The sequence below is a fragment of the Oceanobacter mangrovi genome (genome assembly GCF_019740315.1).
Classification (GTDB): Bacteria; Pseudomonadota; Gammaproteobacteria; order Pseudomonadales; family Oceanobacteraceae; genus Oceanobacter; species Oceanobacter mangrovi.
Genome location: NZ_JAHXZR010000006.1, coordinates 212,191 through 237,463, shown reverse-complemented (window position 1 = coordinate 237,463; position 25,273 = coordinate 212,191). Strand labels below are relative to the sequence as shown.

Genomic DNA, 25,273 nt, shown 5'->3' with positions numbered 1-25,273 from the left:
GGCATGATGACGGTTTTATCTGGCCTGCATCTGTCATGCAGGCTGTTGCGGAGTCAAACGCTTGTCTTTTCTACTTACACGCTGGTTGTCAGGCTCGGGTCTGTTGGCAACCAGCGCCGGTCTGTTGTTGCTTCTGACACTACTGATGGTTTTGCTGAACAGTCTGCTGGGTGCTGCTGTACCTGCCTGGCTGGTCGGTACTCCTTTGTGGCTGGCGGCTATTTTATTGGCACCGCGAATCAAACGGGCACAGCAAAAACAGATTGGAATCCTGCTGGTGGTTGGCGTTGCCGGGCTGATCTTTGGTGGCCTTAATGGCACTGACATGCGCTATTTCCTCAAAGCGCTGGAAGGTAACCAGTCGCTGCTGGCGATGCTGATCGGGGTGAGTTTTTTGCGGCTGGTGGCATTGGCTGGCATTGCTCCGGAAGAACATTTGCCAACCGGTGCCCGAGTGCTGCAGAAAACCCTCTTTGGCACCCACCTGTTTGCTTCTGTATTGAATATCTCCGCTGTACTGATTGTCGGCGACCGGCTGGCTCATGCGCGTAATAACCAGCCATTGTTGCCAGCCCAGAGTATGGTGCTGCTGCGGGCATTTTCGACCTGTGCTATCTGGTCGCCGTTTTTTGCGGCGATGGGGATGACGTTATTGAACTCACCTGGTGCCCAGTTGGGTGTGCTGGTGATGTTTGGCTTGCCACTGGCGTTGGTGGCGCTGGTTTTTTCTGCTTGGGAAATTCAGCGAAACCCGGCCGCCGCTGATGCCATGGGCTACCCTTTGCAGTGGTCATCATTATGGATGCCGCTGGTACTGGCGCTGCTGGTGATTGTCAGCCATCTGATCTGGCCTGATACCACCGTACTGACACTGGTGACCCTGATCGCCTTGCTGTTCACACTGTGCTGGTCGCTGCTGACCCGCAGGGGGCAGGGGTTGATTGATATGGGACGCCATGTAAAAACCGGGCTGCCAGGGCTGTGTAGCGAAGTTGCCCTGTTTCTTGGTGCGGCGGTGCTGGCGGCGGGAGTGGCGGCGACGCTGAATTCGTTGAATATCTCATTGGCACCGGCGCAGTTCGGTGCTTTTGAAGCCTGCCTGACCTTGCTGGTGCTGATTGGAGTGGCCATTGCCGGTATGCATCCGGTGACCAGTGTGGCGTTGGCGGGAAGTCTCATCGGCCCCAGTGTGACGGACCCCAACCTGTTTGGTATTACCTTGCTGATGGGCTGGTCAGTGGGTGTCGGCTTGTCGCCGTTGTCTGGTGTGCAGCTGAGTTTACAGGCGCGTTATGGTATGAGTGCCCGCAAAATGGCCTGGGCCAACCGATATTACGCCGCTTTGATGATTCCGCTGTGTTGCATCACTCTGTATGTGTATCAGTGGTTGATGGGCTGACGACATTTGGCCGGGTGGTTGTTGATGATCAGACAATGGCTTGTTGCAAAGTCGCCAATGTGTCTGTAATCGTATTTATTGCTTTGGATGCTTGAATTCCTTCAAGTGTATGAAAAATAAGGAAAAGCTCTTGAATTGGAGGCTGATTCACTGACTCTGGAGCTGGATTGCTTTTTGCAAAAAACAGCAGACCTAACACTCGATTAGCTGAAAAAGGAATCCAACAATGTCAGTAGCAGTGATCAAGGCATTTTCTGACAAGGCTCGCTCCGACGCCGAGCTGGCTGAACAACTGAAAGCCTGCGTTAAAATGAAAGAGCTGTTTGCCCTGGCTCGCGACAATGGTTTTGAACTGGTGGAAGACTCCCTGTATCCACCCAATGAACCACAGTTCACTGAAGACCAGCTGTCCGAGCGAATGATCAAAGCGCTGCTGCGTGCCTGATCAGGCTTGAACCTGTGGGCGGCGCATCCCCAGTGCCGCCCATATCACACTGTTTCAGTCCCGCTGTTTTTCATATCTGCCAAATCCCAACGACCGGCCAAATTACAACTGCTTCACGGAACACTGATCCTGGTTCGCCATCCAATCATTTCAGACGCTACAATATGCGCCAGCCAAGGATTATTCAGGAGCCCGTGATGAAATTTCCACTGTACCGGCTGTTTGCCACCGTACTCTGTTCGGTGCTTTTGGCCGCATGCATGGGGCCTGAAACACCTGAAGAAGTGACCAGTGCTTTCTGGCTTGCGGTGCGTGACCATGACCAGAACGACATTGCCAGCCTGTCGACGCTGGAGAATCCGGCGGCCGCCAAATTCCGCGATCAGGACTGGAACCGTGCCATCGTCACATTGGGCAAAATCGTAGTGGACGGCGATCAGGCCAGTATCACCACTCGGATTACCGGACTCGACAACAACAAGCAGGGCCGTGACCTCACCACTTACCTGGTGCGACAGCAGGACCGATGGCTGGTGGACTTTGATGCCACCCGGCAGTCGCTGGAGCAACGCTCGCTGTTGAACGGCCTGCTTGATCGACTCAGCAAATTGGGTAACAGCCTCAGCGATCAGTTTAACCAAAGTTCCAGTGACTGGACTGCCCAAATGGAACAGTTGTCGAGCGAGCTGGAAGATATTTCTCGCGACGCCCGCGCGCAAGCCGATGAAATGATCGAAGACTACAGCGACCAGCTTGAACAGCAGATTCGTGAGCTGGAAAAATCACTTGATGAAGCGCTCAAACAACAGCCAGACAACAGTACTGACCGGCAATTGCTGGAAGCCTCAGTGGAAGAATTGCAACAAAGCCGTGACCAGCTGGATGACAACAATCTATCAGCCGTTACTCGCAGCCGCATGACGCTTGAACGTATTCGGCTGCGGCTGGATGAGCTGCAAACAGAGACACTGCGCAAGCTGGGTCAACAGTGGCAACGCACGCTGGACAAGCTCGACAGCCAGACCGAGCAGTGGGGTAAAGACCTGCAGCGGTCGATTTGAGTCTCTTTAACTTCTCTTGCAGATATACAGGCCTCTGACACTCCCTGTCAGCAATTGACGGGGAACCACTTTATAGTCCTACGACTAACCCGAGATTGTCTGGTTGTTATTCTCAGGGTGATATCCAATGCCTTTCTCAAAGCCTGCCCAAGGATTCGATATGAAACAGCGTGCGATGGAACGTCGCCTGATTGCAGCTATCGTCGTGGCTGTATCTTCTCAATTGCTGCTCAGTGGCTGTAGTTCTGCAACCACCAGAGATGGACAGCCGCTGGCCAGTCAAAATGACGCTATGGCTCCACCGACAGGCATGCCGCCAGGCCCGCCTCCAGGTGGTTTTGGAAGTCGTCCGCCTGGTCCACCACCGGGCGGAATGCCAGGAGGCGGTCCTGGAATGCAACCGATTGATCATGGCAGCTACGCCAACAAGCTGACCAACGACGTGTCCAATCAGCAGTTTGTTGCGGATGGAGATAGTGAAAACGTGATCCGGGTAGAAGATGGCGCTCATGTGGTTGCCAACCTGATTCGGGTTGAAAAAACCGCTGGCGAAGCCCCACAAGGCGATGCCAGTAACTTCTACGGCGCCAATGCCGGGGTGTTGGCATTGGATGGCGCCGACCTGACGATTACCAATAGCCAAATCAACACCAATGCCAACGGTGGTAATGGCGTCTTTTCCTATGGTGAAGGTACCCGGGTACACCTGAATAACATACGGATTCGAACCCTCAAGGGCAATTCGGGTGGTGTCATGGTTGCCGGTGGGGGCTGGATGGAAGTCGCCAACGGCGACATTGAAACGACTGGCCAATCTGCGGCAGCACTTCGTTCAGACCGTGGTAGCGGCACCCTGATAGTGAATGGCGGGCGTTATGTTTCTCATGGTCTGGGCTCTCCGGCGGTCTACAGCACTGCGGATATTGCCGTTGCCAATGCGGTGTTGGAGTCGACCGGCTCAGAAGCTGTCGTTATTGAAGGCCGCAACCGGGTTCACATCAGCAACAGCGAAGTCAGTGGCTTCATGCAGCGGGATGACGCCGATAACATCCAGAACGTCATGTTGTATCAGAGTATGTCGGGTGATGCCGAATCGGGCGAAAGCGAATTTATGATGGAGGGTGGTAGCCTCACTGGCCACAGCGGTGACCTGTTTTATGTCACCAACACCCATGCCCATATCCAGCTGCAAAATGTGGCGTTGCATCCCGCCACGAATGTGTTTTTGCGGGTCGCCGGGAATAGCGAAAAACGTGGCTGGGGACGCCCAGGCAGCAATGGTGGTATCTGCGAAACCGACCTGATTGCCCAGCAGGCTGCAGGACAAATTCTGGTGGATGATATTTCGTCGCTGGTACTGACCATGAAACAGGCGTCAGAACTGGTAGGCAGTATTAATCCGACAGGCGCGGCCGGCAACGTCAGTGTTGTTCTTGATCCGTCGAGCCGCTGGACGCTCAGCGCCGACAGCTACATCAGTACTTTCAGCGGTAATCTGGCGAATGTGGATACCAATGGGCACCGGTTGGTTGTTGGTGAGGACGTCTATGAATAGCGCCCTGAAACCCTGAAAACTCTAACGGGTTGCAGATGTAATAGGCCTGGGGCGATTACATCTGCAATGATTGTTATCTGTTACTCATTGCCCACGTCAAACATGGCTTCCATATCCTTGCTTGAGCAGGAAGCGAAAGCAAACATGGTGTCGGTATCCTGCACACCATCAAGACGATGAATCTTCTGGGTCACCAGCTGGGCGACCAGCTCATTGCTGCTGGCTTCAACAATCGCCACCAAATCGAAGTTACCCGCTACGGAATACACTTGTCGAACACCCGGCTGCTCCAGCAAAAACTGGTTGATGCCTTCAAGTTTCATGCTGGCGCATTTGATCAGAATAATGGCTGTGGTCATGGTGATTCCTGCGTCTGGTTTGTCGAATTGAGTGGCCTGGTATTTGCTTTGGATCAATAAAATCCCGTCAGTTCAGGCATCTTACCTGCCTGTCGGTGAGCTATTTATCCACCTGGCGCAGCGAGTATCCGGATAACGCAATATCCGTCGAGGGCCGCTGCACCAGTATGATACACAAGTACCCAGAGGCGAGCATGTTTCAGACACACGTTGGTAACACTGGATCGATTGAAAAAACGTCCCTGTTCTCAAACCGCAACCAGTTATTCCTGTTGAATGACACCGGGGCGGTGTGCGACGAAGTTGGTAAAGTGTTCAAACCCCACGAATTACGCTCCCGTTGTGGCTCCAGCGTGGTGGGTGCGACGATGCACAAGATGTCGCTGGGTAAACTGACCTTGCACCGGCTGGAGTACAACCACGGTGTGCAAATCATGCCGGACCGGCTGGAGCAGTTTTATCTGATTCAGGTGCCGATGAAGGGGTACGCCGAAATCAGCTGCGGTAGCCAACGCTTTATTTCCTCTCCGGAAGTGGCTTCACTGGTGTCGCCGGATCAGCCGCTGTCGATGTTGTGGCAGGGTGGTTCGCCCCAGCTGGTGATCCGCATTGAAAAAGCCGATTTTGAGCATCATTGCCGTCAGCATCTGGATCAATGGAGTCAGCAGACGCCATCGTTTGAGCCGGAACTCGATTTCGACAGCCCGGGCGGTGCCTACGTGATGCAGTTGCTGATGATGCTGGTGGGAGGACTATTGGAAAGTCGCCATCCGATTCATCAGCCATTAGTCATGAAACAGTTCGAGTCGACCTTGCTGAACGCGCTGTTGTACGGCATTGACAGCAACCTGTCTGAACAGCTGGCTAATCCGGGCATGATCAAGGTGACGCCGTATTTCGTTAAGCAAACGGAAGAATATATCCGCGCTAATCTGGATCAGCCGCTGTCGGTGGAATCGCTGGCGGAACAGGTGGGTGTCAGCGTGCGTTCGTTGCAGGCCGGTTTCCGCAAGTACCGGGATACCACGCCGATGGCATTGCTACGGGATCTGCGGCTGGATCGGGTGAATCAGGTGCTCAAGCATGCCGATGGGACGGTGTCGATTACCGATGTGGCTTTCCAGTGGGGTTTCAGTCATCTGGGGCGTTTCTCCAAGGATTACCGCCAGCGTTTTGATGAGCTGCCGTCAGAAACCCTGCGTTTTCGACGCTAACGCCTGATATAGAGGCCAGGCTGGCGGTTAATCGGCCGCCAGCTTGCTACGTGCGAGGGTATCGGACGGTCGTTCGCCAAAGCGTTCACGATACTGGCTGGCAAAACGGCCGAGATGGGAAAACCCACAATCCAGCGCTACTGCCGAGACACTTTGGCCAGCGGCTCCTTTCAACAAGCACTCGCGTACGCTGTCCAGTCGCAGATTACGCTGCCAGGCCATGGGTGTGGTGTGCAGATAGTCGCGAAAGGCCGAAAACAACGTAAAGCGGCTAACGCCTGTGCAGGCAACAATGGCCTCGATGCCAATATCATCTTGCATATGACGCTGGATAAACCGGCAGGCGCGTTCCAGATAGGCCGGTAAATGCGGTTGGCTGCTGGTTTGCTGCAGCTGGTTGCTGATGCTGTTGGGTTGGGCCAGCAACAAGCCCTTGATCAGGGCGGTTTCGAGATCGCGGGTCAGCAGGCTGTGACTGTAGAGCGCCTGGATGCTCGAACCTTGTCCCATCAGCTGTTGCACCATTTGCCACCAGGCCTGAATGGCCGGGTTGCGCATGTCCATCGCGGGATCAAATCTCAGCGGTTGCTGCAGCGGTGTATGTAACAGTGACTCGGCCACCGCCCGCAAGGCGGAAGCGGGAATCACCAGCTGCTGTTTTTCGCACTGCTCTTCCATATCCAGCTGCTGAAAAGTATCGGGCGACAGAATCAACCCCTGCTGCTGGTCTGAGCAGGTACGACAGCCGGGAGTTACCAGCGACTGTTCGCCACAGGTTGGCAAGCTGATGCTGTAGGCCTGCAAGCCATTTCTGCCATCGACGCCGATACTGACGGCGGTGCCGTAGGAAATATCGCCAAACATCAATGACAGCCCGGGCAGCCGTTGGGCATGGTAATGAAAATCCAGCTCATCGCTGCCAATGCGGGTGTCGAGCTCGTGAGGGCCACAGATTTTTTCCATCCACAAGCGGGCCTGGTTGCGGCTGTGACTGTTGGTCAGCACCTCGGCAAGTTGACTGTTGTGCATGGAAGCCTCCGTTGTTAATTTGCCAGAGTTCATCAGAAGCCCCGGCCAGAGACCCGTTCAGAGCCCCGGCCGGGGTGGTGTCAGTGACATCAGATTCAGAAGTGGTGAATCCAGCGTACCTGTACACGGCTGCCTTCAGGGCGGTTTTCGGCACCGAATTCACGGTAGCCGTTGGCAACGATATGGTTGTCGGCCGAGAAGCTGTACATGGCACCCGGGCCGACGGCGTAGACAGATTCCTTGCGACCGGATACGGCCTTGCCATCGACTTTGGTGTCGGTGATTTGCTCCAGGAAATAGCCGTTCAAACCCAGCCGCCAGCCTTTGCCAAGATCGCGGCTGACCGCCAGGTTGGCATGAATGGCTTGACCAGCCTGGGTTGAATCGACATCACCAAAGGCTGTCGCCGGGTCGGTGTTCTTGCTGTTGTACAGATAGTGCAGGCGGGCTGACGCAGTCCACTGCGGTGTGAACCAGTAGGTGCCGGCCCAGTACGGGTTGAATGACAGCGCGTTGGCGCTCGGGTTGATGCTGGTGTCGGCGTCGTAATCGCCGGTGGGCAGGTTGAACTGCAGTTCAATGCGCTGGACGAATTTTGGACCGGCAGCGCCCATCACAGGATCAAACTGGATGAAGGGGCCTACCAACACGTCACCGGTGCCGGACTGGGCGCTCAGCGCCATGTTGTTGATGCCGTCGTCAACATCCATGGACGTGACCAGTGGCAGCAGGGCGTTGATCCCCAGGCTGGCGTTGCCAACCCGGTAGGTTGACAGCCAGGTCAGCTGGGCCACCATCACCTGATAGTCCAGGTCGGTTTTTGGCAGGCCAAGAGCGTCGCCATTTTCATCTTTCAGTTTGCTGGCCGAGTAGCTCTGGTAATAGGCCTGGGCATACAGACCTGGACCGGCCGGAACGCCACCATCCAGAAAGCTTGTCAAGCCGAGGTTTACCACCGGCAGATCATAGGCCTGACTAACAGGACTGATGAGCAGGGCTGCCGCGATGGCAGGGCCGGCGAGCAGGTTCAGGGTATTCGTCTTCATACTTGAATCTCCGTCTGGTTCAGGCGCATTCAGCCTGTGAGAGTGACTGATACTGGCCGGCATGGAACAACAGCGGTTCACCACCAGCGTTGCTGTACTGGCAGATTTCGCCGATAAAAATCAGGTGGTCGCCAGCATCAATCTGGCGCTCGTTACGACACACCAGCGTTGCCAGGGCGCCATCAATCAATACTGTGCCGTTACTACAGACGCGAAAGTCCACGCCTTCGAACTTGTCATCAGCTGGTCGTGCGAAACGGTTCGACAGTTGCTGCTGGTCTGCAGCCAGAATGTTGATGGCAAAGTGTTTTATGTGGCGAAACAGCTCCAGGTTGGGAGAACGCTTGTCGAGGCTCCACAACACCAGTGCCGGTTCCAGCGACACCGACGAAAACGAGTTGGCGGTAAGGCCAATGGGAGTACCGTCGGCTGCCAGCGTGGTAATGATGGTGACGCCGGTAGCGAACTGACCCAGCAGGTTTCGTAAGCTTCGGCTGTCGGCGTCTGCTGCACTGAGCAGGTCGGTTGCGATAGGGGTTTCCATGATACGTCCTCAGCAAACTTCGGCAGTGTCAGAATTCATCAGCTCGGCGCAGGCATCGGCATCGAACCACCAGGGGGCGAAGGTGCGTGGATCATCGAAACCGTTCACGATGCGGCTGGCGATGTCCGGGCGTTTGCTGGCAGTCGCCAGTAGCTGCAGGATGTGTGCTGGTGGCGGTGTCAGCATGGTGTTGGTCCAGGCCACCACGTGTTTGGCGTAATCCCAGTAGGCATCGAAAGTCTGCTGCATCCAGGCGCGGTCAAATGGCTGCTCGCCGCGGCCCAGAATGGCTTTCATGTATAGGGCAGTGCACTTGGCAGCGTTGTTGGAACCCTGTCCGGTAATCGGGTCGCTGACCACCAGAGCATCGGCCATACCAAAGATTTCCTTGCCGGAAGGCAGCGTCATGACCGGGTGGCGAATGGTCGGTGCGAAACGGCCAGCCAGGTAACCGCCGTCATCGGTCAGCGTTACATTGGCGCAGCGTTTGGCTTCGGACGGCGCATATTTGTTGATGATGTCGAGGCTCATCTGCAGGTGTTCGGCCGGGGTTTTGGCGTCTTGCCAGCAGTCCATTGGGCCACCTGGAATCCCTTCGAATACCATGATGTGACATGGGCCAGAGGTGGTCAGGGCCGGGAAGGCAAAATATTCACCAACACCCGGAATCAGGTTGAAAGCCACCCGCGAGAAGTCTTCGCTTGGCTCCATACCTTGCACATAGGTCAGTGCCAGTGCCCGTTGTGGCTTGTCGAAAGCAGACTTTTCAGCATCACGCTCGAAGCAGCGCACGATATCGCCCTTACCGGCCGCCAGCAGTACCAGTTCGTATTCGCTGGCCAGACGTTCCAGCTCTTCGATGCCGACATCTTCAATGATCAGCTTGCCGCCCTTGGCAACAAAGGTTTCGATCCAGAGTGGCATCTTGACGCGCTGGTCAACAGATTGGCCGTTGCCATCTAGGCGGGCTGCCCAGCTGAACAGGCTGCTGCCTGGACGTTCCGGGTTCATCACATTGACGCTGATGCCTTCGACTGGTGGGCAGCTTTCTTTCCAGAAATCTATACCCAGGTCGCGCTCGGTTTGCAGCGCGGTTTCGAACATGCATTGGCTCGACATCACCCGACCATTGCGGATTTCATCAGCAGTGCGGTTCGTCACTATGGTGACCTGGTAACCCTGATCCAGCAGGCCAATACCCAGTTGCAGGCCAGACTGGCCGGCTCCGACGATTGCTATACGGCGCATAAAAAGTACCTCTGTCTCGTAATCTGTAATTGTTCTGGTGTTGATTGGTGGTTCGTTGGTTGGCTTATTCCGCCAGGCGGGGAATTGCTGGCTTGTTCTGTTCTGGCCCCATCACGGCGTAACCACCGTCTGCGGCATAGTCGGCGCCAGTGACAAAGCTGGCGGCGTCGGAACACAGGAAAGCGACGACGTTGGCCACTTCTTGCGGGTCGCCCAGGCGGCCCAGCAGGTGGTAGTCAGCGGCAACGGCATCGGCTTTGGCTCGGTTGCCGCCACTGACTTCGCTGATCACCCGTGACCAGGTCCAGCCTGGGGATACCGAGTTAACCCGAATGCCATCCGGCGCCAGATCCATTGCCATTTCCTTGGTCAGATGTTTGATTGCCGCCTTCGAAACCGGGTACAACCAACGGCCGGTTTGGGCGCATTCGGCGGAAATCGAGGTGAAGTTCACCACGGCACCCTTGCTGGCTTTCAACTGCTCATGGAAGGCTTTGGTTACCATCGCCATGCTGACCAGGTTGATATCGAGGGCACGCAGCCACTGTTGGCGGCTGGACGCAAAACCGTCGTCGTCGTAGCTGCAAGCCATGTTGATCAGCAGGTCGATGTTGCCGCTGTGTTCGGCGATCTGGCTGGCGACAGCGCTGATGGCAGCATCGTCGGTCACATCCAGCGTCATAAATTGCGCACCAGCAGCTTCCACTTCGGCGGCCGCCTTGCTGTCGATATCCAGTACCACCACTCGGGCCCCCTGGCTCAACAGCACTTTGGTAACGGCCATGCCGATCAGCGTGGCGCCGCCACAGATAACGGCAGTTTTATTACTCAGGTTGATCATGCGATGTTCCTCAGTCGATGTTCGTAAAAGGAGCCTTAATCGATTGGCTTGTTTTCGCTGCTGGACCAGGATGGCATCAGGGTGTTGGAAGGCAGGGACTCATCCAGCAACTTGTGCGCAGTCTCGGCACCGGCAACCGGCAAACCCTGAGGGTCCATCAGACCCAGCTGAACCAGCACGCTGGCCTGATCCCAGTAGATGTGCTCGTGGTACAGCTTGGGACCGCGGAACTTGACCACGCCCAGCATCGGGATCTCGACCTTGCGACCGGTCGGCTTGATACCTGGCACCAGCCAGTCAATTTCGGAGTCGTGGGTGAAGGTCATGATGAATTCGTCGACCACCTGGGAAGCACCAACGGTGCGGGAGATCGGAATCATCCCCATGTCGGCCGGGTTGCCGTGGACGAAGTGGTAACGGTAGAAACGCGCCAGCTGGCTGTAACCGACACCGCCAGTCATGGTTGGAATGTGGTTTACATAAGGCTGGGAAACCATGGTAGCCATGGTGGCAGGTACGTCACGGGTATCGAACTCGTGGCGAATGTGTTCTTCCCACAATGCTTCCAGATCGTAGTCAGGCCCGAGTTTGGCTCGCAGGTATTTGATCGAACGCTCGTGGGCAACCAGTGCTGCACCCTTGTTGAAATGGCTGGAACCAACACGGGCGAAAGCGTGTTCGGTGTCCGGGTACACAAAGGCACTGACCTGGCTGTTGCCAGAAACTGCAGCCAGAATCTGCTCGCGGGCTTCAGCCGGGCAGAACTGGTCGTTGTCGGCCATGTGCAGCACCAGTTTGCCTTGCAGGCCTTCCAGCTCGTTTAACGCCTGTTCGATGCCAACGCCGTAATAGCCAACCGCACAGGCAACTTCTGGCAAACGACAACCGGCCAGGTAAGCCAACTTGCCGCCCAGGCAATAACCCAATACGCCCAGATCACCGTCACATTCTGGCTGTGCTGCCAGTGCGGTCAGGGCTGCCTGGATGTCTTCAACGCCCTTGTTTTCATCAAACGCCTGATAGAGAGAAAGGGCTTTTTCAAAATCGGATTCGGTCAGTTCCAGACCGGCTTCCTGACGCCAGAACAGATCCGGCACCAGTACGGTGTAACCTTCTTCTGCCAGGTGATCGGCAGCGGCTTTCATATCGGCGTTAACGCCAAAAATTTCCTGGCACAGCACCAGACCCGGGCCCTTGCCATCAATGGAAATTGCCAGGTAGCCGCTGAATTGGCCATCCGGGCTGGAGATCTGAATCGTCTTGGATGTCATTGCAACACTCCTCGGTTGTGTCATTGGGATTGCAATGATTTTGTAAAGATGAGCACTTGTTCACTATCCGGAAAAATCCACCGGCATCCGGAAAACGCAGATGAATCAACAACGTGCAGAGTGTTGGCTTTGTCATTTCAGGGACGGGAATAAATTCCCTCCTGCCGCTGTTTTGCAGACATGTAGGATGGGCTATGCCCATCGCCAAACCGGGGGAATGTTGGGAGCGGCCCTGCGGGGTGGGGGCGGTGGATTGAGCGTTGCGTTGTTAAAAAAGACGGAGCCGAAAAGGGAGGAACCCGCAACGGGGTGGCTCCGTCAAACGAAGGACGTAACAGCAGCTGCTGTTACGGAGAACGAATCAAAATACGGGGCTTCGGGAATAAATTCCCTCCTACAGCTATTTTGATGTAGGAGCGGATTTATCCGCGATGCAGCGATGGCAATTCAAACGCTGTTATTTCACCGGCGCGGTAAATTTCTCGGAATACAGCTTGCCGTGCTGCAACTGATGTTCGTCACACCACTGGTTGACGGCGTCGATCATCGGCGGTGGGCCGCACAGGTACATATCGAAGGCTTCATCACGCAGCGCCGACAACGGCAGGTGCTGCTGGATATAACCACTCAGGCCGTTCCAGCTGTCATCTGGCTGCGAGACTACCGGCTGCCAGTCGAAGTCGGGCAGCAGGGTGCGGTAGTGATTCAGGCGTTCCTGCTGGCACAGGTCCGCAACCTGATTAACGCCGTAATACAGACGAATCGGTTGTTGAACCGGTGCTGCCTGTTGCACCAGCACGTCGAGCATGGCCAGGAAGGCGGACAAGCCGGTGCCGCCAGCCAGGAAATATACCGGCCGGGTCACTTCACGCAGGTAGAAGGCTCCGAAAGGCGCTTCAATCTGGAGCTGATCACCGACTCTGGCCTGTTGCAGGTATTGGCCCATCTGACCATTCGGCAGCTTGCGGATCAGGAACTGCAGCTGATTGTCCGGCGTTGGCGCGTTGGCAAAAGAGTAGGCGCGAGTCAGCTCGCTGCCAGGAATATGCAGGTTGGCGTATTGGCCCGGCAAAAACTCCAGAGTGCTGTTTCGCTCCGGCAAGGCCAGTTGCAGCAAGGTGGTATCGGCGGAGACGTCTTTTAACTCGGTAATGACCGCCGTTTGCAGGCTGGCAGGCTGGTGGCTGCAGAGGCTGGAAGCAAAGTCGTAATAAAAGGTGGCATCCGACTGGATGCGGGTCTGGCAGGACAGCACATAACGGTCAGCGGTTTCGGCTTCAGTCAAAGCTTCTTCGTCGGCGTATTCCATTTCGTACTGGCCGGATTCACACAGCCCCTTGCAGGTACCACAAACCCCTTCACGGCAATCGATCGGCAGGGTAATACCATTACGCAGCGCGGCATCCATCAACAGGTCGTTGTGTCCGGCCTTGAAGAAGAGGGTGTTGCCGTCGGCAAAGCTGAGCGCGACTGTATGGGTCATAAAACATTCCTCGGTCCGTTAACTGGCGGTTGGGCAACCAGCGGCGGTTTTGATGATTCGGTGTCCCCCGTCAGCCGGTGCTGAACATTGGCTGGCGGGAGACGGTCTTACGGGTCTGATCGGTCTTACAGGTGGTAGAAATCGAGCACCGAATTGATGGTGTCGTTGTAAACCACCACGTGTTTGCGGGCGATTTTGAAGCTGTCACCGGCGCTCACCAGGCGGTAGTTCACTTCACCGTAAAACTGCTCGGTCATGCCCATGCGGGTGTACACGGTTTGCCAGTTGGCGGTGACTGCCAGATCGCCATTCTCCTGCTCTTTGATACGCACGTTGTGAACCTGGTGCTGGGTTCGCGGCAACGGTACGGAAGCTGCAGATTTACCGGTACGGATTCGGAAAACGCGGTCTTCCAGACCCGAACGGTTTGGGTAGTACATCAGCGACAAGCCGGTTTTGGGATCGCTGGTGACTTCGTATTCCGAGTCCCATTGGGGCACGTGTAATTCGCTGTCTTCTGTGAAAGTGGCGATGTAGTCATCCCACTCGCGACGGTCACAGAGTTCGGCGTTGTGATACAGGAACTGTTCAACCCGATGTTGTAGTGCGCTCATCACAGATCCTCCTCTGTGCTGGTATTGAGAGTGGCGTTCAGTTTCAGCAGGCTGGCGTCAATGCCTTTCAGCATCAGGGCTTGCCAGTTGCTGTGCTGGTTAACGTACAAACCTTCATGGGTGAATTCAGTGCCGGTAATGGCGGGCTGAATGCCCAATGTTTCGGTGTTCAGGGTTGGGCCGTACTGCCATTGATGGCAGCCACGGCTGATGTCGTTCCAGCGTTCCAGGCGTGCCTGGAAACCACGTTGGGCTTCGCGGAACTCAACCAGGTCGTCTGGTGTACCCATGCCGGAAACGTTGAAGAAATCTTCGAACTGACGGATGCGGTTTTCGCGGTCCTTGGCAGACTCTCCCTTGACCCCGAGACACTGGCTGATGATTTCTGTCTTGTTCCAGGCTACTGGGCGGACGATGCGCAGCTGCGAGCTGATCTGGTCCATAAAGAACAGGCTAGGGTAGATGTTGAGGTTACGCAGACGGTGCATCATCCACTCGGCACGCTGTTGGCCGTGCTCTTCCACCAGACGTGGCATCACGGTGGCGTAGCCAGGGCGTACCGCGGGGTTGGGCATATCACTGAACAGCAGGGTGTGGCCGTTCTTGAAACCGAACCAGCCGTCATCGGTGTCGGCATCGCCAGCACCCAGCTTGCTGTAGTCGAGGGTGTCGGAGGCGCCACCGTTGGCAGAATCCACCTGGCGACGATGCTGTACCGTCGCGACATAGTTGTAGTGCACGGTGCTGACGTGGTAACCGTCGAGGCCGTTTTCGTTCTGCAGTTTCCAGTTACCGTCGAAGGTGTAGGTCGACTTGCCTGGCAGTACTTCCAGCTGACCATCCGGTGACTGGGCCACCATCATGTCGAAGAAGATACGGGCGTCGCCGAGGAATTCCGGCAGCGTATCGGTAGCGCTGGTATCCAGGCTGACGAACACAAAACCCTTGTAGGATTCAACGCGGGCTTTTTTCAGGCCACGACAGGCCTTGTCGAAATCTTCAGCGTATTCACCCGGCGCTTTCACCTTCATCAGGCGACCATCGTTCTTGTAGGTCCAGGCGTGGAACGGGCAGGTGAAGGTCGACTGGTTGCCTTTCTGCAAACGGGTCAGGGTCGCACCGCGATGTTGGCAGGCGTTAACCATGGCATGCAGTTCACCCTTGGTGTCGCGGGTGACAATGATCGGCTGGCGACCGGCACGCAGGGTGATGTAGTCGTTGGTGTTGGCGATTTCGCTTTCGTGACAGGCGTAGATCCAGACCTTTTCGAAGATGTGTTCCATCTCGAGGTCAAACAGTTCAGGTTCAGTGAACATGTCACGGGCAACACGGTATTCACCTTCATCTGGACGAAAATCCAGACAACCGGCGATATAATCGCGCCATTCTGGCAGGGTACGTTGTATGGTCATGGCTTTCTCTCTCGTTGGCTGAGCAAGTGCCATGTCATTACACGGTGGGCGGCGTTGGCCGACTATCCGCCGGGTAAGGCAACTCTATCCGCAAAGTTTGCCAACGCAGCGGATGGCCGCATAAACCACATTCGTCGGCTTTGTCAGCGGGCGCTTTGTCCATCACTTCTTGCAACTAACGCCGGAGATGTTTCTGAGCATGACTACCGATCTTCATCTGATTACCCGCCATTTACTCGAGCTGGATGCGCTGAAAAAGGTAAACCGGCGCAGCTACATCGAGGGCGGCTCGCGGCTGGAGAATTCAGCAGAACACTCCTGGCATCTGGCGATGGCCTGCTGGTCGATTGCCCGCAACTTCAGGCTCGACGTGAACGAAGAAAAGCTGCTGAAACTGGCGCTGGTACATGACCTGGGTGAAATCGACGCCGGTGACACCTTCCTCTATTCCAGCCATCGGCCCGATGCCCACAAGGCAGAACGTGAATGCATTCAGCGGCTGAGCCAGCACGACGGCAATGGTATTGACGATCTGCCGGATATCTGGGAAGAGCAGGAGACCGGCAGCAGCCCGGAAACCCGATTGCTCAAGGTGGTCGACCGGTTGTTGCCCTTTATTCTCAATATTGAAAGCGCAGGTCGTACCTGGCAGGAACTGGGGGTGAAGCGCCATCAGGTTGAAAAAGCCCACGCCTTTATCGCCGCAGAGTTTCCGCCGGTGCATGAGTGGATTCAGCAGCAGATCGAACTGGCGGTCAGCAAAGGCTGGCTGGCGGTTTGATATGACACAGCAACAACAACAACAGCCCGTACGGCGTTGGCAGATTTTCTGTCGGGTGGTCGATAACTTTGGTGATATTGGTGTTTGCTGGCGGCTGGCACAGCAGCTGGCCCGCGAGCACGGCCAGCAGGTGCAACTGTGGGTTGATGACCTGCACAGCTTCGTCGCCCTGCAACCACAGCTGAATCCGCAATTGGCCAGCCAATGGCTGACGCCAACAAGAACTGGCGGTCAAGCGAGTGACCAACCAGCCCATTGCCCGGCAGTGCAGGTGCTGCAATGGCAACAACCGTTCCGCTGGCTCGACGCTGAGCCGCAAGCCTCGGTGGTGATCGAAGCCTTTGGCTGCCAGCTGCCTGCCGAGGTCATCAGTCAGATGCAACAGGCTGGCTCAGAGCTGCTGTGGCTGAACCTGGAATACCTCAGTGCTGAACCCTGGGTTGTCGATTTTCACGCGGCGCCATCACCCTTGCAGGGGCTGACACGCTATTTCTTTATGCCGGGCTTTGCCGCTGGCACAGGTGGTTTGCTGTACGAACCTCAACTGGCCGCTTTACCGGCGCAAATGGCTTCGCCACTGGCCTTTGCTGACTGGTTGGAAAGCCTGCAACTGCCGCCGCAAACCGCTCGGCAACTGGCGCAAATCGACTGTCGGGTCAGCCTCTTTGGTTATGAAAATCCGGCCTTGCCCGAACTGCTGGATAGCTGGCAGGCGACAACCCTGCCAGTGCTGTTACTGGTGCCACAAAGCAAAATCAGCAGTGGCGTTGAGCAGTGGCTGGGGCAGGCGCTGCCGGTTGGTGAATCACAGCAGCGAGGTGCACTGACCTTGCTGGCGTTGCCGTTTATGAGCCAGCTGGATTATGACCGCTTGTTGGCAGCCAGCAGTATCAACCTGGTGCGCGGTGAAGAGTCGTTCGTACGTTCGCAGATTCTTGGTAAACCAACCCTGTGGCATATCTATCCGCAACAGCAACTGGCCCACCTCGACAAGCTGGAAGCCTTTCTGAATCTCTATCAACAGGGCATGCCAGCCGAGCTGGCGCGGGCGCTCAAGACGGCATCGTTACGCTGGAATGGCGACCCGGAACAGCCAACAACCACATCAAAATGCTGGGATCAGCTGCTGTTTTGGCTGCCTGAATGGCAAAAACACGCCGAAGACTGGAAAAAACACTGTTTGGCACACGGAGATTTAGCAACAAATCTCGTCAAATTCCGGCCAAATGAGTATAGTTGCGCCGCTTTTTCGCACCGTAACGATTGGCCCTGTGCCTGGTAAATTAATCATGAAAAACGCTCAAGAATTCCGCTCCGGTCAGGTAATGAACCTCAACGGCCAGCCATGGGTTGTACTCAAGGCTGAATTCAACAAATCCGGTCGTAACTCCGCAGTTATGAAGTTCAAGCTGAAGAACCTGCTGACTGGCGCCTCTCAGGAGCCGGTTTACAAGGCAGACGACAAGCTGGAGCCCGTAACTCTGGAACGCTCTGAAGTAACCTATTCCTACTACAGTGAGCCAACCTACGTATTCATGGACCCTGACTACAATCAGGTTGAAATCGACGCTGAAAACCTGGGTGACACCCTGAAGTTCATCGTTGATGGCATGACTGACGTATGTGAAGCGGTGTTCTACGATGGTCGTCCGATCAGCATCGAACTGCCAACCACCATCGTCCGTACCGTTTCCTACACTGAGCCAGCTGTTCGCGGCGACACCTCAGGCAAGGTAATGAAACTGGCTACCCTGGAAAACGGCACTGAAATTTCCGTTTCCGCCTTTATCGAAATTGGCGACGCCATTGAAATTGATACTCGCACTGGCGAGTTCAAGGGCCGCGCCAAGGCTTGATTCGATACCCAGCGGTAGAAAAAACCCGGCTTGCCGGGTTTTTTTGTGCCTGAGGATTGGGGGCGTTGCGCTAACGGGTTTGGATCTTATTTTAATAAATTTGAGTGGAAAACAATCAGCCCGGGCAATGCTATCGATAATTTTATAAGTAAAGGCTCTTTAATGGACTATTAATCAATTTGGATAACTGTCAGATTGCTAATTGGTAAAACCATTTTCTATATTGTCAAAAATGTCCCATTTGGCCTGACTTGATCAATTCTTCTTGTGTGAAATAAAAAATATCTATGATCTGGTGGCCATAAACAAATAGCGCATTTGCCTGACTGTTGATTCTGGTCAATGTTGAGCAGTGTTTTCGTATTCTTATATGTAATTTTTATTCCATCAATTAATCCTTTGGCTAATATCTGGCCGGTACTGACATACAGCTTATTTCAGGGGGGAATACATGCAACGGTACGAATGGAGCCGGGAGTTTGAAACCGGCATTGATATCATCGACACCCAACACAAACGGATCTTTGATTATCTGATTGAAATTGATGAAGCGATCAAAACAACCAACGAAGACATGATCAAAGGAGTGGTCAAAGCCCTGATCGATTATTCGATCTCACACAACGCCTTTGAAGAGACCTTGATGGAGAACGCCAACTACCCGGTGCTTGATGCTCACGCCAAGGTTCATGAGGCTTTCAAGGCCAGGGCACTGTCTTACGACACGCGCCTGGAGAAAGGTGAAGACTGCGTCAAGGTTGCCAAGGAAGTTCGTTCCGACATCGGTTTGTGGCTTACCAATCACATCCAGCGCGACGACAAGCACTATGTTCCATACGTGAAAAAATCGCTCGAAAAAGGCTTTGTCAGCCGTATGCTGGGCCGTTTCTTCGCCTGATAATAACAATAATGCGTGAATAACGGCCCGGATTTCATCTTCAACGATAAGAAATCCGGGTCGCATAAATCCTATAAAAAGTTTTCACACCGTCTTATTTTTGGAAGATGAATTTCCACTCTCAAAGTCATAGATTTAATCTGTGCACCAATAAAAACCTGACGCCCTAATTTGGTGAATATAAATATCAGCAAGACCTGGATGTATTAGCCTATCAGGCAAGCGATATAATCCCTGAAATACTCCGATTGAATTGGTGATTTTCCTGAGGTTATTCCATATTTATTAAAAAATCACTGCTGATTTTTTGCACAATAAAGAATGGCCACCAAGTGCTCCACAACAGGGCAAAATTTCCAGCAGGCGTTAATCAGTAGATCTTCCTCCAACGGATGGCCAGGTTCTGCGAGTCTCCCGCCAACCCTGTAGGGTGCATTAGCCGAAGGCGTAATACACCAGCCTGAGCAATCAACGGCATGATCGAACAGACCGTGCTCCGCGTGGTAACGTAGCGGAATAGCAGACTTCAAGTGAATAAAGGACTATTCAAATCATGAGCGCCTACGCCCCCCAATACAGCAAACAGGAACGGCTAAGGATTGTACTGCTCAACCTGGCCTGGTTTATTCCTCTCTACCTGGCGTCTGACCTTTGGTTGGGCGACTGGCTGACGGACTATTTAAAACACAGTGGTTGCCTTGTAAGCGGCGATATTTCCAGAGCACAGCTGGTGATGTACGGGCTGTTTGGCGGCTTTCCGCTGTTCGCAGCCTTCTTGCTCGCCGTTTTTGAAGGCCGCCGCTCAATCAAAGTACTGCAGCTGGGGCAAGACCCGTTACCCGGCGAAAAAGTGTTTCGGAAGACCCTATACCGCTACGGCTGGCAAACCAGAATTCGGCCAACTATCGTACTCGCGGCAATCGTCGTGCTGTTGCTGACTGGAGTCTGGGGCATCACTCAGGTGCCAGCCTGGACAGCGGGCCCCCAAGCCTGTGCGCAGAGCAACTAGTCAACATCGAGAGACTTTATTCCACGATCCACGTGGTAACGGAACGGCAGCTGCTGTGAAACCCGCTTCAATTCGTAGGGTGTATTAGCCGCAGGCGTAATACACCACCCGAAAACAAAAGGACTTGTATGATCTCTATATTCCTTCTTTCTATTGGTGCCTTGCTGTGTGCGGGCGGCTGGTGGCTGCTAAAAAGCGACAAGAACTTTATGCGTCAGTCGCACCAGATTACCGGAACCTGTGTGCGGCTGGTCAAACGCACATTTCGAAGCCGGGACGGACAAATCAATATCTGCTGGTTCAAAATCTACCAATATGAAGCCGATGGACGCCTCTGGGAGCTGGAAGGCACTTCCGGCCTGCAAGAGGAATACACCGTAGTGATCGGGAAACCAGTCGCCATCCGCGTTGCCAACATCAGCCCGGCCAAAGCCCGCAGCCTTGAAGACATCAGCAGTCGCCAGGGCCTTGTTGCCTTTATGGCGATTGCGGGCGTAATCGCCATAATGTTTGGCACTGTACTGTTTGATAGCAGTGACCTAGGCGGCGGATTCTCAATAGGCTGGCCAGCTTTGCTGGTGATTGCATTGGCTGCCGCTATTCAGCTGATCTGGCCGCAGATTCAATACTTGCTACCGCTGAAAGATATGCAGCAGTTTATGCCTGCGACGGAAGTGGAGCGGGAGTCCGACAAGTAACATCAACAGAGATTTAATAACCCATCAGACGGCGCGCGAGTCGTTATCACGCCGGGAGCGCGGACGGCCCGTCCGCATATTTGCGAGTAATCCGAGCAACTATGGCGGATTATGAGCTTTGAAGCTCAATACTCGGTCCGTTCTCCATATGGCAATGCAGCAGTCCACTTGCCAGAGAAGTAGTGGCGGTGCGCCAAAGCCCTCCTGAAATCAATCGACTGCTGCCAACGTGCCTGATTGAGGGCCGCGAGATCTATGCCTGACAGGCGTTCAAGCGTCATATAGGCACTTTCAGCGGAGTTGTTTACAACCTTGCCAGGCAATACTAATACAGGCGTCCGCCAGCTTTTGTATCAGGTGTTCGCTGGCTGTGGACTCGATGCGGTTTAGTGAATGTGTCGTTGCTTGGCTGATTTATTGAAGTGTTAGCCAAACCTGGCTCCAGCTACCAGGCTGAGTCTTGCGAGTGTATTCAAGAGAGGAGCGGGGATGCGAATGCCTTCGCTCTCCGCCCAGGCCCGCCTGTCAGGCTTCGTCCTTGCTCAGTGTGACGGTTTGACCGTTCATACTCAATGTTACCTGTTCTGCTGAGTGTTTCAGAACGGCAATCATGATGCGTTGACTGGTACGTTTGGTTTGGGTGTTGGCGGGTATGCCTGCGGTTTTTTGCATCATAGACACATCCACAGCAATTCGCCCCAGCAGAATGGAATAGCGGCCTTCGATTCGGAAGCTGGTGTGTTTGGGTTTGTTTTCGGAGGTAATGTAAGCCGTTCCGTCCGAATGGAAAATCCATTCGTGGCTATCGCCATCGGCATCTTTGCCTGTCCAGCTGCCTTGTAGTTGTTGTGCCGTGATTGGCTCACTGGTTTGGCCGTTACTGATGGTCATTTGAGTGGTTTCGACATTTGCCGGGGGTTGTTCGCCGAAGTGAACATTGCCGTTTTCGTCTGTCCATTTGTAAATGCCTGCATGGACATTCAGACAAGCTGCTAGCAGTAGTATGGTGCTCAGTAGTTTCATCATGTTTTTCCCTTCCTGGGTTTATTGTGCGGATAATTTAGTCAGCTAGCCCGAGGCTTGAAAGCAGCAGATCGACGGTCTGTGAGCTACGTCCGCTGTTGTTAATTCAGCCTGTGAGATCGGATGACCTGAGCTTCCGTTGCTGATGGGGCCTTGTAGAGGCGAATGTATTCGCGAATAAAACCGCTCCTGCAAATGTTGTTATTACAGCTAATCTGTTCCAGGTTTGGCGTTAGCTATCAACTGTGCTGTTATTAGTGTCTGTCGATTTTGTAGTCTTTGGCTGGAGTTAGTAGTTGTTTGAAGTAATTGAGCATTGGCTTGAGCACCGCCATATCCAGCAGCTGGGTTTCACCCGCGTGGATTGGGATGCTGCCAACGCCGGCTGGCAGGTGTTAGAACGTTATTCCGACGCCGAGCGTCAGCAGCTGTTTGAGCTGACGTTGCGGTTTCTGGTGCACAAGGTGTTTGCGTCCGGGCGGGATTTTGAACTCACGGGCCCGATCTGTCTGAAAGTCGCGACGATGGCGTGTGTGCCGATTTTGAACCTGGGTTTGAACTGGTATGACGAGTGGCAAACCCTGATTTTGTATGAAGGGGATTTTCGCCCCAAACGGCCCTATCGCAGTGCGGATGGTGTGGTGCACGAGGTTGGGCCCGGTTTGAGTGGTGAGGCCTGGCAGCGTGGGCCGGTGATTTTGTCGTGGGATGCGATTCAGCATTGTGGCCCTCACGCCCGTTCGGGCAAGGCCGGTAACGTGGTGATTCATGAGTTAGCGCACAAGCTCGATATGTTGAATGATGGGGCCAATGGTGCGCCGCCGCTGCATAAAGGAATGAACGGTCAGCAGTGGCATGATGTGTTTGAGGCAGCCTGGGAGCAGTTGCAGCAGCTGGCCGAGCATCAGCATGCTTCTTATCACTACGGAGTGCCGATTGATGCTTATGGGCTTACCAATCCTGCGGAGTTTTTTGCGGTGTGCAGTGAGACGTTCTTTGAAGCCCCGCAGATCTTGCAACGGGCGTTACCCGATTTGTATCAGCAGTTGAGCTTGTTTTACCGACAAGATCCGGCGGGGTTATTGTAACGCAATATATTCGGGCGAGCCGCCCGGGCTCCCAGGAGGTTGTTTCACGGCGGTGGATTCCGGATCTCGCCCAAAACGCTTCGCAGGCTTGTCCGGAATGACGGTGTGGCGGTTGGTTTTATTCGGCGGCAGCCGGGCTCCCGGGTAAGGTCGCGCGCGGCGCTTGTTGAGCAAGAGCAGTGAGGCCATATACAATTCTCGCCAGCTAAAACTGACTACAAGGCCACCCCAAATTATGTCTGATTCCAAACCAGAATTGCCAAATCACCTGTCCGTTAACCCGCGCAGCCCGCACTATGTTGAAGAATGCTTGCAGCATGACATCGGCATCCGTTTCAAGGGTAAGGAACGTAATGATGTTGAGGAGTACAACATCAGCGAAGGTTGGGTAAAAGTTTCCTCGCCAGTGGCCAAGGACCGTTTCGGTCGTCCTATGCTGGTGAAGCTGAAGGGCGAAGTGGAAGCCTACTACAAGTAAGCGATGAGCTTTCTGGCTGCTGCGTTTGTGTTTGCAGGCGCTGCAAAGAGCAATAAAAAACCGCCAGATTTGGCGGTTTTTTGTTTTTAGTAAGCTGCTTTTTACAAAGCTTTGATGTTTGTTGGGCATGGCCGATCTTCAGCAGTTTGTGATTTGCAGGCTGGTCGCAGTATGGACCCTGAAGCAAGTTCAGGGAGACGGGGAGTTTGTGATTTGCAGGCTGGTCGCAGCATGGACCCTGAAGCAAGTTCAGGGAGACGGGGAGTTTGTGATTTGCAGGCCGGTTGCAGCATGGACCCTGAAGCAAGTTCAGGGAGACGGGGAGTTTGCGGTGTTGATCTGTGTTGATCTGTGTTGATCTGTGTTGGGCTGGGAGAGCAAAGAGGGCGACTTATGAAACATAAAGCTTTTGCGATAGCTGCGTTATCAGGGCTGGTTGTGTGTTTCAGTGCGTCCGGTTCCGATGATTCGGTTCAAGAGGCGTTGAAGGATTACGCGTTCGCGACTTGTTTGATCTCACAGTGTAGTGGTCAACTGATTCCGGACACGGTTTTAAGTTTTTCTTCTGCTGCGTGAGGACTGATCCCATCATTTGCAGTATGTGGCCGTTGCTGGTTGTAAAACCCCATCAGATAACGGCCAATATCCATTTTCGCTTCCACCAGTGAGCAATACCAGGTATCCGGGATCCACTCGCTTTTCAAGCTGCGGAACAGACGCTCCATCGGGGCGTTGTCCCAGCAGTTGCCGCGTCGGCTCATACTTTGAACCATACGATAACGCCAGATCCGCTGGCGGAACTTCAGACTGGTGTACTGGCAACCTTGATCCGAGTGGAACATCACGCCTTCCGGTTTACCCCGGCGCAGCCAGGCATCCTCCAATGCCTTTACCGTCAGTTCGCTGTCCGGGCTATCGGACATGGCCCAGCCCACCACCTTGCGAGCGTGCAAATCCATGACCACCGCAAGGTATGACCAGCGTTCCCCCGTCCAGATGTAGGTGATGTCACCACACCAAACCTGATTGGGCTGTTCAACGGAGAACCCACGGTTCAAGAGGTTGTTGATTTCAACGTGCTCCATCCCGGTTTTCTTGTATTTATGGGCACCCGGCTGCTTGCTGATCAGCCCGGATTCTTTCATCAGCTTGCGCACCAGATAACGTCCAACGTCAATGCCTTCGGTCTTCAATAAGTTGCGAATGCCCCGGCTACCAAAACCATGACGACTGAGGTTGAACGCCCGTTTTACATGGGCCTTGAGCTCCAGTCGCTTACGGTTTAGACGGCGTTTACTGCGACAGTAATCGTAGTAACTTGAACGCTTGATCCCAAACGCCCGACAGACCCATTTGATTGGCTCCAGCTCTCCCAAACGGTCTATCAGCGCATATTTTTGAATTCGTCTGACATCAAGAGAGCCGTAGCCTTTTTTAGTATTCGCTTCTCGGTTTCGAGCTCTCTGACACGTTTTTCGAGTTCCTGAATACGCTTTTGCTCTTCAGTCATGGCCTTGGAGCTTGGCGTTTTACCACCACGCTCTTCACGAAGCTGATCAACCCATCGCCGCAGGGCTGTTTCACCCACATCCAATGATTTACTGGCTTGCGGGATCGAATAACCCTGATCGAGAACCAGACTGGCTGCTTCAAGTTTGAACTCAGGAGTAAAGGAACGACGTTGTCTTTTTATGGAACACCTCTTTGGCGGCAAGGTTACCACCTATCTGGGTGTCCGGGATTATTGAACCACTACACAGGAAGGTGAATGGTCGCAGCAAGGCTGGTCGTGGGCTGAGAGTATTCTTGCTATTAACCTCACGCGCGCTGGAGCACCTGAGGTATTGGCTGAGCTGGCTGCGGTTGTTCGCTCTCGTGTTGGCGATGTTCCCATGCTTTCCGGTAAAACCTTACCTCATGA

Annotated in this window: 25 protein-coding genes; 13 read left to right on the top strand and 12 right to left on the bottom strand. The window is 54.3% G+C overall.

What is annotated here, in order from left to right:
- The first annotated feature begins 61 nt into the window (after positions 1-61).
- From K6123_RS14405 to K6123_RS14390, 4 genes are all read left to right on the top strand, one after another.
- The gene (locus tag K6123_RS14405) at positions 62-1,399 is read left to right on the top strand and encodes a hypothetical protein (RefSeq protein WP_221798915.1); all 1,338 of its coding nucleotides are present in this window, start codon (positions 62-64) and stop codon (positions 1,397-1,399) included.
- A 226-nt stretch (positions 1,400-1,625) separates the two neighbouring features.
- The gene (locus K6123_RS14400) at positions 1,626-1,844 is read left to right on the top strand and encodes a Nif11-like leader peptide family natural product precursor (RefSeq protein WP_221798913.1); all 219 of its coding nucleotides are present in this window, start codon (positions 1,626-1,628) and stop codon (positions 1,842-1,844) included.
- A gap of 197 nt (positions 1,845-2,041) precedes the next feature.
- Positions 2,042-2,905: a hypothetical protein gene (locus tag K6123_RS14395; protein ID WP_221798911.1), complete on the top strand. Its 864-nt coding sequence runs from the start codon at positions 2,042-2,044 to the stop codon at positions 2,903-2,905.
- A gap of 394 nt (positions 2,906-3,299) precedes the next feature.
- Positions 3,300-4,460: a hypothetical protein gene (locus K6123_RS14390; RefSeq protein WP_221798908.1), complete on the top strand. Its 1,161-nt coding sequence runs from the start codon at positions 3,300-3,302 to the stop codon at positions 4,458-4,460.
- Positions 4,461-4,540: 80 nt separating this feature from the next.
- Here the strand turns inward: K6123_RS14390 and K6123_RS14385 are convergent, their stop codons facing one another.
- Positions 4,541-4,819, bottom strand: a complete 279-nt coding sequence (locus K6123_RS14385) for an Lrp/AsnC family transcriptional regulator (RefSeq protein ID WP_221798907.1) — start codon at positions 4,817-4,819, stop codon at positions 4,541-4,543.
- 194 nt (positions 4,820-5,013) lie between these two features.
- Here K6123_RS14385 and K6123_RS14380 point away from each other — a divergent pair, with 194 nt between their 5' ends.
- The gene (locus K6123_RS14380) at positions 5,014-6,033 is read left to right on the top strand and encodes an AraC family transcriptional regulator (protein WP_221798905.1); all 1,020 of its coding nucleotides are present in this window, start codon (positions 5,014-5,016) and stop codon (positions 6,031-6,033) included.
- A 27-nt stretch (positions 6,034-6,060) separates the two neighbouring features.
- Here K6123_RS14380 and K6123_RS14375 read toward each other — a convergent pair whose 3' ends face one another.
- The 9 genes from K6123_RS14375 to antA all read right to left on the bottom strand — a co-directional run bounded on the left by K6123_RS14375 (position 6,061) and on the right by antA (position 15,521).
- On the bottom strand, positions 6,061-7,062 hold the full coding sequence (locus K6123_RS14375; protein WP_221798903.1) for an AraC family transcriptional regulator: 1,002 nt from the start codon (positions 7,060-7,062) through the stop codon (positions 6,061-6,063).
- 95 nt (positions 7,063-7,157) lie between these two features.
- Positions 7,158-8,108, bottom strand: coding sequence for a SphA family protein (locus K6123_RS14370; protein WP_221798901.1), 951 nt, complete (start codon positions 8,106-8,108; stop codon positions 7,158-7,160).
- Between the two features lie 19 nt (positions 8,109-8,127).
- On the bottom strand, positions 8,128-8,652 hold the full coding sequence (locus K6123_RS14365) for a flavin reductase family protein (protein ID WP_221798898.1): 525 nt from the start codon (positions 8,650-8,652) through the stop codon (positions 8,128-8,130).
- A 9-nt stretch (positions 8,653-8,661) separates the two neighbouring features.
- Positions 8,662-9,900 (bottom strand): styrene monooxygenase/indole monooxygenase family protein, encoded by a 1,239-nt coding sequence (locus K6123_RS14360; RefSeq protein WP_221798896.1) that lies wholly within the window; start codon positions 9,898-9,900, stop codon positions 8,662-8,664.
- Between the two features lie 64 nt (positions 9,901-9,964).
- Positions 9,965-10,741 (bottom strand): SDR family oxidoreductase, encoded by a 777-nt coding sequence (locus tag K6123_RS14355; RefSeq protein ID WP_221798894.1) that lies wholly within the window; start codon positions 10,739-10,741, stop codon positions 9,965-9,967.
- 35 nt (positions 10,742-10,776) lie between these two features.
- Complete coding sequence (locus K6123_RS14350) at positions 10,777-12,012, bottom strand: dienelactone hydrolase family protein (RefSeq protein WP_221798893.1); 1,236 nt, start codon at positions 12,010-12,012, stop codon at positions 10,777-10,779.
- A gap of 457 nt (positions 12,013-12,469) precedes the next feature.
- A complete protein-coding gene (antC, locus tag K6123_RS14345; RefSeq protein ID WP_221798891.1) occupies positions 12,470-13,495 on the bottom strand; it encodes an anthranilate 1,2-dioxygenase electron transfer component AntC in 1,026 nt (341 codons plus the stop codon).
- A gap of 125 nt (positions 13,496-13,620) precedes the next feature.
- On the bottom strand, positions 13,621-14,109 hold the full coding sequence (gene antB / locus K6123_RS14340; RefSeq protein WP_221798889.1) for an anthranilate 1,2-dioxygenase small subunit: 489 nt from the start codon (positions 14,107-14,109) through the stop codon (positions 13,621-13,623).
- Complete coding sequence (antA, locus tag K6123_RS14335) at positions 14,109-15,521, bottom strand: anthranilate 1,2-dioxygenase large subunit (protein ID WP_221798887.1); 1,413 nt, start codon at positions 15,519-15,521, stop codon at positions 14,109-14,111. The genes antB and antA overlap by 1 nt, the downstream gene beginning before the upstream one ends.
- A gap of 199 nt (positions 15,522-15,720) precedes the next feature.
- Between antA and K6123_RS14330 the strand changes: the two genes are divergently transcribed.
- The 6 genes from K6123_RS14330 to K6123_RS14305 all read left to right on the top strand — a co-directional run bounded on the left by K6123_RS14330 (position 15,721) and on the right by K6123_RS14305 (position 20,763).
- Positions 15,721-16,302, top strand: coding sequence for an HD domain-containing protein (locus K6123_RS14330; RefSeq protein WP_221798885.1), 582 nt, complete (start codon positions 15,721-15,723; stop codon positions 16,300-16,302).
- A gap of 1 nt (position 16,303) precedes the next feature.
- The gene (gene earP, locus K6123_RS14325; protein ID WP_221798883.1) at positions 16,304-17,584 is read left to right on the top strand and encodes an elongation factor P maturation arginine rhamnosyltransferase EarP; all 1,281 of its coding nucleotides are present in this window, start codon (positions 16,304-16,306) and stop codon (positions 17,582-17,584) included.
- 7 nt (positions 17,585-17,591) lie between these two features.
- Entirely contained in the window at positions 17,592-18,158 is a 567-nt protein-coding gene (efp, locus tag K6123_RS14320; RefSeq protein WP_221798881.1) for an elongation factor P, read from the top strand.
- A gap of 451 nt (positions 18,159-18,609) precedes the next feature.
- Positions 18,610-19,056: a bacteriohemerythrin gene (locus K6123_RS14315; RefSeq protein WP_221798879.1), complete on the top strand. Its 447-nt coding sequence runs from the start codon at positions 18,610-18,612 to the stop codon at positions 19,054-19,056.
- A 553-nt stretch (positions 19,057-19,609) separates the two neighbouring features.
- Positions 19,610-20,065, top strand: a complete 456-nt coding sequence (locus K6123_RS14310) for a hypothetical protein (RefSeq protein ID WP_221798877.1) — start codon at positions 19,610-19,612, stop codon at positions 20,063-20,065.
- Positions 20,066-20,193: 128 nt separating this feature from the next.
- On the top strand, positions 20,194-20,763 hold the full coding sequence (locus K6123_RS14305) for a hypothetical protein (RefSeq protein ID WP_221798875.1): 570 nt from the start codon (positions 20,194-20,196) through the stop codon (positions 20,761-20,763).
- A 525-nt stretch (positions 20,764-21,288) separates the two neighbouring features.
- Here K6123_RS14305 and K6123_RS14300 read toward each other — a convergent pair.
- A complete protein-coding gene (locus K6123_RS14300) occupies positions 21,289-21,789 on the bottom strand; it encodes a DUF4124 domain-containing protein (protein ID WP_221798873.1) in 501 nt (166 codons plus the stop codon).
- Positions 21,790-22,082: 293 nt separating this feature from the next.
- On the opposite strand from K6123_RS14300, the gene K6123_RS14295 reads away from it, so the two are divergent.
- On the top strand, positions 22,083-22,874 hold the full coding sequence (locus tag K6123_RS14295; RefSeq protein ID WP_221798871.1) for a M90 family metallopeptidase: 792 nt from the start codon (positions 22,083-22,085) through the stop codon (positions 22,872-22,874).
- 235 nt (positions 22,875-23,109) lie between these two features.
- Complete coding sequence (locus K6123_RS14290; RefSeq protein ID WP_221798870.1) at positions 23,110-23,352, top strand: DUF3297 family protein; 243 nt, start codon at positions 23,110-23,112, stop codon at positions 23,350-23,352.
- A gap of 530 nt (positions 23,353-23,882) precedes the next feature.
- On the opposite strand, the gene K6123_RS14285 is transcribed toward K6123_RS14290, so the two are convergent.
- A protein-coding gene (locus K6123_RS14285) for an IS3 family transposase (protein ID WP_221798988.1) occupies positions 23,883-25,045 on the bottom strand; the annotation gives its coding sequence in 2 pieces (ribosomal slippage) (positions 23,883-24,790 and positions 24,790-25,045; 1,164 coding nt in all).
- Positions 25,046-25,273 lie beyond the last annotated feature (228 nt).